The organism is Ralstonia sp. VS2407, assembly GCF_052950655.1.
In genome coordinates this window covers 131,199-143,529 of the sequence record NZ_JBRFVG010000008.1, presented here as the reverse complement: position 1 = coordinate 143,529, position 12,331 = coordinate 131,199, and the positions used below count along the sequence as shown (strand labels likewise).

At 66.2% G+C, this 12,331-nt stretch carries 13 protein-coding genes; 10 read left to right on the top strand and 3 right to left on the bottom strand.

Going from position 1 to position 12,331, the window contains the following annotated elements:
- Positions 1 to 31: 31 nt before the first annotated feature.
- Positions 32 to 1,513: an aldehyde dehydrogenase family protein gene (locus tag ACU8YE_RS15200; protein ID WP_446929066.1), complete on the bottom strand. Its 1,482-nt coding sequence runs from the start codon at positions 1,511 to 1,513 to the stop codon at positions 32 to 34.
- A gap of 241 nt (positions 1,514 to 1,754) precedes the next feature.
- Between ACU8YE_RS15200 and ACU8YE_RS15195 the strand changes: the two genes are divergently transcribed.
- The 6 genes from ACU8YE_RS15195 (at position 1,755) to ACU8YE_RS15170 (ending at position 7,861) form a co-directional block, all read left to right on the top strand.
- On the top strand, positions 1,755 to 2,642 hold the full coding sequence (locus ACU8YE_RS15195; protein ID WP_446929065.1) for a GNAT family N-acetyltransferase: 888 nt from the start codon (positions 1,755 to 1,757) through the stop codon (positions 2,640 to 2,642).
- Positions 2,643 to 2,670: 28 nt separating this feature from the next.
- A complete protein-coding gene (locus tag ACU8YE_RS15190) occupies positions 2,671 to 3,603 on the top strand; it encodes a 2-hydroxyacid dehydrogenase (RefSeq protein ID WP_446929064.1) in 933 nt (310 codons plus the stop codon).
- A gap of 156 nt (positions 3,604 to 3,759) precedes the next feature.
- Positions 3,760 to 5,160, top strand: a complete 1,401-nt coding sequence (locus ACU8YE_RS15185; protein ID WP_446929063.1) for an aminotransferase class III-fold pyridoxal phosphate-dependent enzyme — start codon at positions 3,760 to 3,762, stop codon at positions 5,158 to 5,160.
- Positions 5,161 to 5,250: 90 nt separating this feature from the next.
- Positions 5,251 to 5,745, top strand: coding sequence for an Lrp/AsnC family transcriptional regulator (locus ACU8YE_RS15180; RefSeq protein ID WP_039599256.1), 495 nt, complete (start codon positions 5,251 to 5,253; stop codon positions 5,743 to 5,745).
- A 50-nt stretch (positions 5,746 to 5,795) separates the two neighbouring features.
- Entirely contained in the window at positions 5,796 to 6,515 is a 720-nt protein-coding gene (locus tag ACU8YE_RS15175; RefSeq protein ID WP_414562632.1) for a cupin domain-containing protein, read from the top strand.
- Between the two features lie 20 nt (positions 6,516 to 6,535).
- Complete coding sequence (locus ACU8YE_RS15170; protein WP_446929062.1) at positions 6,536 to 7,861, top strand: NAD(P)/FAD-dependent oxidoreductase; 1,326 nt, start codon at positions 6,536 to 6,538, stop codon at positions 7,859 to 7,861.
- A 38-nt stretch (positions 7,862 to 7,899) separates the two neighbouring features.
- On the opposite strand, the gene ACU8YE_RS15165 is transcribed toward ACU8YE_RS15170, so the two are convergent.
- Together ACU8YE_RS15165 and ACU8YE_RS15160 are read right to left on the bottom strand one after the other, a co-directional pair.
- Positions 7,900 to 9,093, bottom strand: a complete 1,194-nt coding sequence (locus ACU8YE_RS15165) for an amidohydrolase (protein WP_446929061.1) — start codon at positions 9,091 to 9,093, stop codon at positions 7,900 to 7,902.
- A complete protein-coding gene (locus ACU8YE_RS15160) occupies positions 9,090 to 9,788 on the bottom strand; it encodes an HAD-IA family hydrolase (RefSeq protein WP_446929060.1) in 699 nt (232 codons plus the stop codon). The genes ACU8YE_RS15165 and ACU8YE_RS15160 overlap by 4 nt, the downstream gene beginning before the upstream one ends.
- Positions 9,789 to 10,112: 324 nt before the next feature.
- Here ACU8YE_RS15160 and ACU8YE_RS15155 point away from each other — a divergent pair, with 324 nt between their 5' ends.
- The 4 genes from ACU8YE_RS15155 to ACU8YE_RS15140 all read left to right on the top strand — a co-directional run bounded on the left by ACU8YE_RS15155 (position 10,113) and on the right by ACU8YE_RS15140 (position 12,327).
- Positions 10,113 to 10,442, top strand: coding sequence for a DMT family transporter (locus ACU8YE_RS15155; protein ID WP_446929059.1), 330 nt, complete (start codon positions 10,113 to 10,115; stop codon positions 10,440 to 10,442).
- Between the two features lie 19 nt (positions 10,443 to 10,461).
- Positions 10,462 to 11,106, top strand: coding sequence for an FMN-dependent NADH-azoreductase (locus tag ACU8YE_RS15150; RefSeq protein WP_446929058.1), 645 nt, complete (start codon positions 10,462 to 10,464; stop codon positions 11,104 to 11,106).
- A 74-nt stretch (positions 11,107 to 11,180) separates the two neighbouring features.
- A complete protein-coding gene (locus tag ACU8YE_RS15145) occupies positions 11,181 to 11,618 on the top strand; it encodes an Rrf2 family transcriptional regulator (protein ID WP_446929057.1) in 438 nt (145 codons plus the stop codon).
- 97 nt (positions 11,619 to 11,715) lie between these two features.
- Entirely contained in the window at positions 11,716 to 12,327 is a 612-nt protein-coding gene (locus tag ACU8YE_RS15140) for an NAD(P)-dependent oxidoreductase (RefSeq protein WP_446929056.1), read from the top strand.
- The last annotated feature ends 4 nt before the right edge of the window (positions 12,328 to 12,331 follow it).

Below are 12,331 nucleotides of genomic sequence, written 5' to 3'. Positions count from 1 at the left end.
GCTGGCGTGCCGCACGCACCGCCAAGGCACGCTAGTGCGTCGCAGCAAAATCGATCAGCACACTTTTGAAGCGCAGGTTGGCCTCCACGGCTTGCCGGCCCAGATCCTTGCCGATACCCGACTGGTGATAGCCGCCGGTGGGGATGACGAAATCTGCGCTGCGCCCATAGCGGTTGATCCAGACCGTGCCCGCCGCGATGCCGCGCATGGCGCGCAGCGCGCGTCCGATGTCTGCGGTGTGCACGCCGGCGGCCAGGCCGTAGTGTTCGTGTGCGGCGAGTGCCAGGCCTTCCTCTTCGTCATCGAAGGTTTGCACCGTCAGCACAGGGCCGAAGATTTCTTCCTGCACGGCGGGGTTGTCTGCGCGCACGCCTTCGAGCACCGTGGGCTGGAAATACGCCCCACCGGGGCCGTCGCCAAACAGGCCCCCGCCGCAGCGCACCTGCGCGCCGGCATCGCGCGAACGCTCCACGATGTCGAGAATGCGCCCCGCCTGCGCCGCCGAAATGATCGGCGGCAGCGTGGCGGTGTCGTCCCAGGTGGCGCCGGGCCGCAACGCGGCAAAGCGTGCGGTGATGCGCTCGATCAATGCCTGGGCAACCTGCCGTTGCACGATCAGGCGCGAGCCCGCCACGCACACCTGTCCTGCATTGCCGGTGATGGCGCCCGCGACAATGGCCGCCACCCGGTCGATGTCGGGCGCGTCGGCAAATACGAGCTGCGGGCTCTTGCCACCCAGCTCCAACGTGACGGGCTTCGGGCCATGCGAGGCGCAGGTCGCCATGATGGCGGCGCCGGTGCGGGTCGAGCCGGTGAAGGTCATCTTGGAGATCAGCGGATGCCGCGTGAGCGCGTCGCCCGTGGTGCGGCCGTCGCCCTGCACCACGTTGAAGAGGCCCGGTGGCACGCCCGCTTCGATGGCGAGTTCAGCCAGCCGGATAGCGGAATACGGCGTCAATTCGGAAGGTTTGAGCACGACCGCGTTGCCGGCGGCCAACGCCGCACCGACCTTCCACGAGACCATCACCAGCGGAAAATTCCACGGCGTGATTGCGCCGACTACGCCATAGGGTTCGGCCACCACCATGCCGAGGTTGTCGTGACGCGTGGCTGCCACGTCGCCGCCGAGCTTGTCGGCGTATTCGGCAAAGAAGCGCAGGCCCTCGGCGGTGAATTGCACGTCCCAGGCGGCGGCGTCACGCAGCGGGCGGGTGGAGCACACGGCCTCGAGCGGCGCCATGTTGGCCACGTCGGCGTCGATCAGATCGGCCCAGCGGCGCAGCACGCGCGCCCGGTCACGCGGGGCACGGCGCGCCCAGTCCGTCGTGCGCCACGCCTGCCACGCATCTTGCACGGCAGCGTCGACGGTGGAAGCGTCGGCCAGCGGTAGCTCCGCATGCACGGCGTTGTCGGAAGGGCGGCGTACAGTGATGCGGCCGGCGTCGGGCACAAGCCTGCCGCCGATGAAATGGCCGGAAGGTACGCGGATGGTCTGGGGGTCAAATTTGGCCACGAAATTGGGGGCGCCGAAGCCCGGCACCCATATCGAAATGAGGTCATTGATGCTAGGCAGGAAGGCTCGGCATTTGGTTTCGTAACCGGGGGCGCTACCGCATCGAATTGCGAAACCCACACCCTCGACAGACGATGCTTGCAAATTGCGGGCAAACCCGAATTCGATCTGGCTCCCGGCGGCGATGTCGTCCAAGATGAGTGCCGGTGCCACCTTCATCCTTCGCCGGAAGGAACCTCCCATGTCTTCCTCGTCCGTACCTGCCCAGAACCTGCCCGCCGACGACGGCGTGGTGCTGCGCCCCATGACTGCCGACGATCTGGCCCAGGCGCATGCCCTGTCAGAAGAGCAGCGCTGGCCGCACCGCCCGGCCGACTGGGCGCAGAGTTTTGCGCATGCCGAGGGCATCGTCGCCGAGCGCGACGGCCAGATCATCGCCACCGCACAACGCTGGCGCTGGGGCCCCCGCCACGCTACCATCGGGCTGGTCATCGTGACGCCGGCATGCCAGGGCCGGCGCATCGGCCATCGCTTGATGAGCGCGCTGCTCGACGGCCTGGACAACCACACCGTGCTGCTGCATGCCACCGCAGAAGGGCGCGGCTTGTATGAGCGACTGGGCTTTGTGCGCACCGGCGAGATCCGCCAGCACCAGGGCGTTGCGCAACCCACGCCGCTGATCGCCCTGCCCACAGGCTGGCGCTTGCGCCCTGCCGGGCTCAATGAGGCTGCGGATTTGCGCCGGCTCGATGCGCAGGCGCGGGGCATGCCGCGCGATGCACTGATCGACGATCTGCTCGCCAGCGCAGACGCCTGCGTCGTGCTGGACGACGATGGCGAGGCGCGCGGCTTTGCGATGCTGCGCCGATTCGGGCGCGGCCACGCCATCGGCCCCGTGGTCGCCCCGGACGCCGAGAGCGCCAAGGCGCTGATCGCGCATCTGGCGGGCATCAACGCCGGCCACTTCACCCGCATCGACATCGACTTCGACAGCGGCCTGGCCGAGTGGTTGGAGAGCATCGGCCTGCTGCGCGTGGACGCCCCCACCACCATGGTGCGCGGCGAGCCGCTGGCCACACCACCCGGCGCACCCTCGCTGTTTGCCATCGTGACCCAGGCAATGGGTTGAGCCCCGAACACCGCGCCGACCGCACATCGTGACCACCACGTTCCTCTACAAGTCCGACCCTGTTCGCGGCCGGCAATGGGCGGAGGTCTTCCGCCAGCACGCGCCCGACATCGACTTCCGCATCTGGCCCGACATCGGCGATCCGCTACGGGTGCGCTTTCTTGCAGCCTGGGAGCCGCCCGCCGATATCGCGACGCAGTTCCCGCACCTCGAAGTGCTGTTCTCTTCGGGCGCGGGGGTCGATCAATTCAACTTTGCCGCGCTGCCGCCCACGCTGCCCGTGGTGCGCATGGTGGAACCCGGCATCGTGCGCGGCATGGTGGAGTACGTCACGCATGCCGTGTTGAGCCTGCACCGCGATATTCCCGCCTACCGCCGCCAGCAGCAGGCGGAGCAATGGCGCCCGCTGCCGGTGCGGCCGGCCGATGAACGCCGCATTGGCGTGCTGGGGCTCGGCTCGCTTGGGCAGGCCGTGCTGGCCCAGTTGAAGGGTTTCGAATTCGACTGCGCGGGCTGGAGCCGATCGCGCCATGCCATCGACGGCGTGCATTGCTTTGCCGGGCAAGAGGAACTGGAAGCCTTCCTGGCGCGCACCGACATCCTCATCTGCTTGATGCCGTTGACCGATGCCACGCGCGGCGTGCTGAACGCAGCGCTGTTCGCACAATTGCCGCAAGGCGCCGCGCTGGTGCACGTTGGCCGCGGCCCGCAACTGGTGAGCGACGACCTGCTTGCAGCGCTTGACAGTGGGCAGCTCAGCGAAGCCATGCTCGACGTGACCGACCCCGAGCCGCTGCCCGCCGGCCATGTGTTGTGGCGCCATCCGCGCATCCACATCACGCCGCACATTGCCAGCATGACGCAACCGCTTTCCGCAGCAGCGGTGGTCATCGACAACCTGCGTCGCTTTACCGCCGGCGAACCCATGGTCGGGCTTGTGGACCGCTCGCGCGGCTACTGAAACCCCGCATCAAACGGCGCGCCGCACGATCTGCTGCTGCGCGCCGAACAACAGCAGCACGCTGCGTTCTTCCCGCGCAAAGCAGCACCAAGCCTCAGTCGCCACGGCCTACTCTTGAGTCCATTGATTGCCTTCATTGCGCGAACGGACTCTGCCATGACCCAGCTCACCGATCTGCCCCAACTTGCCTCGCTTGACGCCATCGACCGCGCGCACCTGATCCACCCGGTTGCCTCCTGGCGCACCCACGAGCAACGCGGGCCGACCGTACTGACATCCGGACGCGGTGCGTGGCTGACCGACGCACACGGCAACGAGTTACTCGACGCCTTCGCGGGCCTCTGGTGCGTCAACGTCGGCTATGGCCAGGAGAGCGTGGTGCAGGCCGCCGCCGAGCAGATGCGCCGCCTGCCCTATGCCACGGGCTACTTCCATTTCAGCAGCGAGCCCGCCATCCGCCTGGCCGACAAGCTCGTGCAGATCACGCCGCGCTCGCTCAATCACGTCTATCTCACGCTGGGTGGGTCTGAGGCGGTGGATGCTGCGGTACGTTTCATCGTCCAGTACTTCAATGCCGTCGGCAAGCCGGCGAAGAAGCATTTCATTTCACTCGAGCGCGGGTATCACGGTTCGTCGTCCACGGGCGCGGGGCTGACGGCGCTGCCGGCGTTCCATCGTGATTTCGACTTGCCGCTGCCCACGCAGCACTACATCCCTTCGCCCAATCCATACCGCGCGGCCAATCCGGCGGATGCGCAGGGCATCATCGCGGCATCGGTGGCGGCATTGCGTGCCAAGGTGGCCGAGCTGGGCGCAGACAACGTCGCCGCATTCTTCTGTGAGCCGATCCAGGGCTCCGGCGGCGTGATCGTCCCACCCAAGGGCTGGCTGAAAGCCATGCGCGACGCTACGCGCGAACTGGGCATCCTGTTCGTCGTGGATGAAGTCATCACCGGCTTCGGGCGCACCGGCCCGATGTTTGCCTGCGATGCCGAAGGCGTCGACCCCGACATCATGACGATGGCCAAGGGGCTTACGGCAGGCTACGTGCCGATGGGCGCGACGCTGATTTCCGACCAGGTCTACGCGGGCATTGCCGACGGCGCTCCTGCCGGTGTGCCGATCGGCCATGGGGCGACGTATTCGGCCCACCCGGTGAGCGCGGCCGTGGCGCTCGAAGTGCTGCGCCTGTACGAAGAAGGCGGCATCCTCGCCAACGGCCAGCGCGGCGCGGCCAGTTTCGCGGCCGGCCTCGACGGGCTGCTCACACATCCGCTGGTGGGCGACTCACGCCATCGCGGCTTGCTGGGCGCACTGGAACTGGTGAGCGACAAGGCCACCAAGCAAGGCTTTGACGCTGGACTTGGCTTGCCCAATTTGATTGCCGCGGCTGCCTATGGCAACGGCCTCGTGTTCCGCGCGTTTGGCGACAACATCCTCGGCTTTGCCCCCGCGCTGACCTACACCGAAGACGAATTCGCGCAACTCTTCGCGCGTCTGAAAAAGACGCTCGACGACGTGCTGGCCATGCCGGCCGTGCGCGCCGCGCTCGCCTGATGCAACCGGTAGCAACAGGCCAAACAAGCTGACACAAAAGACACCGGCTGCCGCAGAATCGGATCTATCTTCCACGCCTTCGCCCCTGCCATGACCGAAGCTCTCAAGATCGATCGTCTGGACCTGCGCATCCTCGCCCAACTGCAGAAGAACGGGCGCATGACGAACGTGGACCTGGCCGACGCCGTGGGCCTGTCGCCCAGCCCGTGCCTGATCCGCGTCAAGCGCCTGGAGCAGGCCGGCTACATCTCCGGCTACGGCGCGCACATCCGCCTGGAAAAGCTGGGCGACACGCTGACCGTCTTCACCGAGGTCACGCTGTCGGACCACCACCGCGAAACTTTCGTGCGCTTCGAAGCTGCCATCCGCGAGGTGGACGAAGTGCTCGAATGCCACCTGCTCTCCGGCGGCTACGACTACCTGCTGCGCTTCATCACGCGGGGCGTCAACCACTACCAGGAAGTGATTGAAGACCTGTTGGAACGCAACATCGGCATTGCCAAGTATTTCAGCTACATCGTCATCAAATCGCCGTTCATCAAAACGCACTGTCCGATCGAACGGCTCTTTCCCAACCAACGCTGACGCCTCTCGAAACCGAGTCCACTGTTGGATACGGTGAGGACCCACCCTGCATGACAACCGCCCTGATGCTGCACCGCGCCGACGGCGCACCAATCTCAACCGAGTTCCGGCAAGCCGCCCTGAGCCCAAACGACCCCTTCGCGCAAGAACGGGAGATTGCCTGGGAAGGGCCAAACGCAATGAGCGCGGGGCGGGCGACCTTTGTCGGCGAGCGGGATGTCGCTAGCTTTCCGCATACGGAGACGCTCGCCGTCGTGGAGGGCGAGTTGACGCTCACGGCGCCGGGCTCGGCACCGCAGGTGATCGGCACGGGCTCCGGCGCGGTCATTGCATCCGGCACAGCGGTGCGCATCGAGGCTGCCGCCGGCGTTCGATTCGTGTTCTGCGCTGCTGTCATCAACACACCGACCACGCCGGCGCTCATCCCGCTGCACGCCGATGCGGACTTCAAACCCTCGGGTGGGCCCGCGCCCGAAGTGCTGATCGGGCCTGTTCCGCAGTGTCGCAGCGATAACGTCTTCACCGACGAGCCAACGCAATACCGTGCGGGCACGTGGGACTCGACGCCGTATCACCGCATCGTGCGCGCGCATCCGGTGAACGAGTTCATGTACGTGCTCGATGGCGGTGTGCAATTCGCTGGCCCGGATGGCAACGTGCTGTCCGTTGGCACCGGCGATGCCATCTTCGTGCCGCAGGGCACCGCCATCGGATGGCAAAGCACAGAGCGCGTCGCCAAGTTCTACGTGGTGCAGAACGCACAGGCCTGAACGAACGAGGAGCACGAGTCATGTCCCAGCCGTTGCGCCTCATCGAGAGCGCCTCTTCCCTTCCAGCGCAGGCCGACGTCGTCGTGGTCGGCGGCGGCATCATCGGCGTCTTTGCTGCCTATTACCTGGCCAAGCGCGGCGTGTCGGTGGCCGTGGTCGAAAAGGGCCGCATCGGGGCCGAACAGTCGAGCCGCAATTGGGGCTGGTGCCGACAGCAAAACCGCGATGCACGTGAACTGCCGATGGCCACCAAGAGCCTTGAACTGTGGGAGCAGTTTGCCGCTGACACGGGAGAAGACACGGGTTTCCGCCGGTGCGGCCTGCTCTATCTGAGCAACGACGAAGAAGAACTTGCCCGCTGGACGAAGTGGCGCGATTTCGCAAAGACGGCCGGCGTGACCACGCACATGCTGAGCAGCACTGAGGCCTCCGAGCGTGGCCGCCTCACCGGTCGCGCTTGGAAGGGCGGCGTGTTCTCACCGAGCGACGGCACGGCGGACCCTGCCAAGGCGGCGCCATCTGTGGCGGCTGCGCTCATGAAGCTCGGCGGGACCGTTCACCAGAACTGCGCCGCACGGGGCATTGAGGTCGCGGGCGGCCGCGTGAGCGGCGTCGTCACGGAAGCCGGAACCATCAAGACCCGCACCGTGGTGTTTGCCGGCGGCGCTTGGGCCTCGTCGTTCTGTCGCCAATTGGGCATCCGCTTTCCGCAGGCCACCGTTCGCCAGTCCATCGTGCGGGTGACAGGGGTGACCGAGCCGGTGCCAGACGCCTTGCACACTGCACGCGTTTCCATCACCCGCCGCAGCGATGGCAGCTACAACCTGGCCATCAGCGGGCGCGGGCGCGTGGACCCAACCGCGCAGTTGCTGCGCTTCGCCCCGCAGTTTCTGCCGATGTTCGCAAAGCGCTGGCGCAATGTGTTTCCGGGCGGATTGGAAGGCATTCGCGCCGGCCACGAAACACTCGCGCGGTGGCGGCTCGATGCCCCCACACCCATGGAGCGCATGCGCATCCTCGATCCGCGGCCCGATGCAGCGGCCGTCAGACAAACCTACAACCGCGCTGTTGAACTGCTGCCGGTGCTGGGCCAAGCAGGCGTCGCCAACGCCTGGGCCGGTTTCGTGGACAACACCCCGGACGGCGTGCCGGGCATCGGTGAAGTGCCGGAGATTCCCGGGTTCATTTTGGCCGCGGGCTTCTCGGGTCACGGGTTCGGTATCGGCCCCGGCGCCGGTCATCTGATCGCCGATCTGGTGACCGGTGAAAAGCCGATCTTCGACCCTGCCCCCTACGACCCGGCGCGCTTCAAGCACTCGGCCTGGGGCAAGGTCGCGGATTTCTAACGCAGCAATACCAGGCGGGTGACGAACGTGGCCGCAGTTCAAGAACCTGACGGAACGGCGGCCAGTGCGCGGCGGGCAACTTCGCAAAGCCAGCGCACGCCCAGCGGCAACGCGTCGTCATTGAAGTCGTAACAGGGGTGGTGCAGCGGGTATTCGCCATCGGGGCCGGCGCCGGCACGGCCTTGGCCAAGCCAGAGATAGGCGCCGGGCTTGCACTGCAACATGAAAGCGAAGTCTTCTGAGGTGAATGCAGCGCGTGGCGCCTCTGCAGCCTCCAGGCCGATCGCTTGCGCCGCGTCCAACGCGAGCTGCGCTTCAGCCGGCGTGTTGATGGTGGCCGGGTAATAGCGGCGGTAGTCCACCTCCACCTGCGTGCCGCTGCCCAGCGCGATGCCATTGGCCGTGTCGCGCAACGCCGCCTCGATGCGATCCTGCGATACGGCATCAAAGCTACGCACGGTGCCGGTGATTCGCACCTCTGCCGGCAGCACGTTGTGGCTATGGCCGCCTTCGATGCGCGTGACGGACAACACCGCCGATTCGTTCGGATCAATCCGCCGCGACACGATGGTGTGCAGTTGCGCCACCAGTTGGCTGGCCGCGAGGATGGCATCCGGCGTGTGGTGGGGCTGGGCCGCATGCCCGCCACGTCCGCGCACGGTGATGTCGAACCGGTCTGCCGCCGCCATGATCGGGCCGGGCCGCGTCTGCGCGTGCCCCAGCGGCAGATCCGGCCAGTTATGCAGCGCATAGACGCTGTCGCACGGAAAACGCTCGAACAGGCCGTCTTCAATCATCCGGCGCGCGCCGGCCTGGCCCTCTTCGGCTGGCTGGAAGATGAAGTGGACCGTGCCGTCGACACCCGTTCGCACAAGCTGGCGCGCCGCACCGATCAGCATGCTCGTGTGCCCGTCATGCCCGCAGCCGTGGTGCTTGCCCTGCATGCGGCTCGCGTGCGCTAAGCGGCCCAGCTCCACCATCGGCAGTGCATCCATGTCGGCACGCAGCGCGACGCTGCGTGTGCCCTGGCCGCCGCGCAGCGTACCCACTACGCCGGTGCCGCCGATGCCCTCCTCCACCGCCAGCCCCAACACCCGCAGCGACTGCGCGACGATGCCCGCCGTACGGTGTTCTTCGTAGGCGAGCTCCGGATTCGCGTGCAGGTCGCGGCGCAGTGCCACGAGGTCCGGCAGCAGATCGGCGACCGGCCCGGCAATGTCGTCTCGCTTCACTTGCCGGCCTCGACCGCATCGGCCAACTGGGCCAGCGTATGGAAATGGTAGTCAGGCACGGTGTGCTCGGATTCGATGGTGCCGCCCGAATCCTTCATGCCGTGCCGGCGCTCGATCCAGCAGGTGGTGATGCCGAGGCGCTTCGAGATGCCGATGTCGTGGTACTGGCTCTGCGCCACGTGCAGGTTGTCGGCCTGCTTGAAGCCCCAGGCGCCTTCATAGCGGCCGCGTGCGTAGGCGAAATACCGCGCATCGGGCTTCTCGCACAAGGCATCGTCGCAGCTGAGCAGCAGGTCGAACGGTGCGCCCAGCGTCCGCTGGAAATAGTCGAGCGCCCACGATTGCGCGTTGGTCATGGTGACGAGCTTGAAGCGCTTGCTCAACCGCTGCAGCGCCTCCACCGAATCGGGAAACGCCGGCCATTCGGCCACCGAATCGCGAAAGCCGCGGGCCAGCGTATCGGTATCGGGCAAACCAAGCTGCTGCGCGACGATGTGCCAGCACGGTACCAGGTCGTCGGGGTACCACTCGGTCTGGCCGCGTTTGCGTGCTGCCCGATAGGCGCTCAGAAAATCCTCGTCGGTAACCTTGCTGTCGGGCACCGCACGGCGCAGGTAGGCGAGCATGCCGCCCTCGAAATCGATCAACGTTCCGACGACGTCGAAAGTCAGCACTTTGAAATCCCGAAGGGCCATGACAACGCTCCTGAGTGGTTGAACGCGAGAATGAATCCAAGGGTGGCGGCAAGCCGCCTTGCATGGCGTCTAGCTTAGGAGCAGCGGCGCCGACGATGGTGCCGATCGGGCGCCACGACACGGCAGCGAATTGCGTTTTTGCCGACGCGGCGCACAGATCGTTTGGCCGGCGCCCGGACGCCCGGAGGCCCGGACACCCATACCCGCGTCGCCCACGGTGGTTACCTCCAGGTGCGTACTTGTTGCCGCACCGCACCGTCCTTACTCTGGGTGCATCGCAACGCATCCGCTTGCCGGCCCGGCAGCGGACACCTCGGAGGCCCCATGCTTCAAACCGCCTGGCTCTGGCTGCTGGCAGCCGGCGCTGTGGAGATCGCCATGGCGATCTCGCTCAAATTTGCGCAAGGGTGGACGCGACCCATCCCTAGTGTGCTCGGCATCGTGGCGGCGCTTGCCAGCGTCTTCCTGCTCACGCATGCCATGCGCGGCCTGCCTGCCGGCACGGCCTACGCCATCTGGACGGCCTTCGGCTCGGTGGGGGTGACAGTGCTGGGCATCGTGCTCTTTGGCGAGAGCGTGCAGCCCGCGCGCCTGGCCTGCATCGGGCTCGTGATTGCCGGCACGGTGGGCCTCAACTTCTTCGACGCTGCGTAAAACGTATCAGGATCCCATCATGACCCGCCTGCGTTATATCGAAGCTTCACCCATGAAAACGCTGTCCCACTCCATCGACGTGGCCAAGCATTTTCTCGACGCCTACCGCACCGCGCACCCCGGCCACGAGATGGACACGATCGACTTATGGAGCAAGAGCATCGACTTGCCAGAGTTCGACGCCGACATGATCGGCGCCAAGTTTGCCGTCCTGCGCACCCAGAACGCCACGCCGGAACAGCATGCGCAATGGCAGCGCGCCGTGGCGTTGTCGCAGCGCTTCAACGCGGCCGATCATTACCTCTTTTCCGTTCCGATGTGGAATTTCGGAGTGCCGTATCGGCTCAAGCACTTCATTGATGTGGTGACGCTGCCGGGGCAGAACTGGAACTGGTCGGCCGCCACGGGCTATCAGGCGCTGCTCTCGGGCAAGAAGGCGGCGCTTATCTACGCCAGCGCCGGCGCATACGCAGCGCACACGGAAGGCGCGAGCGAATCGCCCGACGATTTCCAGAAGCCCTATCTGCGCCGCTGGCTGCGTTTTCTCGGCATTGAAGACGTGACGGAGATCAGCGCCGCCCCCACGCTGACGGCGCCCGATCTGCTCGCGGCGACCAAGGCCGACGCAAACGCGCGGGCGGCTGCGTTGGGCGCAGCCTTCTGAAATGCACGTCTGCCAGCAGAGTTGACTGCGATCCTAAGTGTACCTATCATGGTTACACTTTTGCGCCGAACCTCATGTCTACCAGCAGCCGCTTCGCCGTCGCCGTACACATCCTGACCCTGCTCGCCAGTACGGAGGGGCCGGTGCCGTCATCGCTCATCGCTGGCAGCGTAGGAACGAACCCGGCGCTCATCCGGCGGTTGGTGGCGCAGTTGGCCGACGCCGGTTTCGTGACCTCGCAGATGGGCGCGACGGGCGGCGCCACTCTCGCGCGACCGGCAGACAGCATCACGCTGCTCGACGTCTTTCGCGTGGTGGAATCTCCGGTGCTGATTGCGCTGCCGCCCAATGCGCCCAACCCGGCGTGCGAGGTCGGCCGCGAGATCACCGGCGTGCTGGAGCGCGTGACGGAACGCGCGCAAGCCGCGCTGGATGCCGAGCTGGCGGCGCAAACCATCGCCGGCATCCTCAGCGAGGTCGGACACGCACAGCGCCGCCGTCGCCGGGCCTAGCCGGGCCGCATGACGGCCTATTTTTTTACCCCTATATGTAACCACAGCAATTACATATAACGTTTCAGCCACCCAGACCAACCACAAGGAATTGACCATGAAGATCGCAATCATCGGCGCCACGGGGCACGTGGGCACCCGCCTGATCGACGAAGCGCTACGCCGAGGCCATCAGGTGACGGCCATTGCGCGCACCGCGTCGAAACTGCCCGCACGCGCGGGGCTGACCACCAAGGATGTCGACGTGGCCGACCAGGCTGGCCTCGTTGCCGCGCTTGCCGGCAACGATGTGGTCTATAGCACCGTACGTTTCTTGCAAGCCAATGCCGAGCAGATTGTTGGTGCGGTGAAGAAGGCCGCCGTGCCGCGCCTGCTGATGGTCGGTGGCGCGGGCAGCCTGGAAGTAGCCCCGGGGGTCGCGCTGATCGACACGCCGCAGTTCCCCAAGGAGTACTTTGACGAAGCTTCGGCCGGCCGCGATTTCCTCAACGCGCTGCGCAAGGAAACCGAGTTGAATTGGACGTTCGTGTCGCCGTCGGCCATCTTCGAACCGGGCCAGCGCACGGGGCACTTCCGCATCGGCAAGGATTCGCTGCTGGTGGATGCGAACGGCAAGCCCTGGATTTCGATGGAGGACTTCGCCATCGCCTTCCTCGACGAAACAGAAAAGCCGGCACACCCGCGCCAGCGTTTCACGGTCGGTTACTGATCGG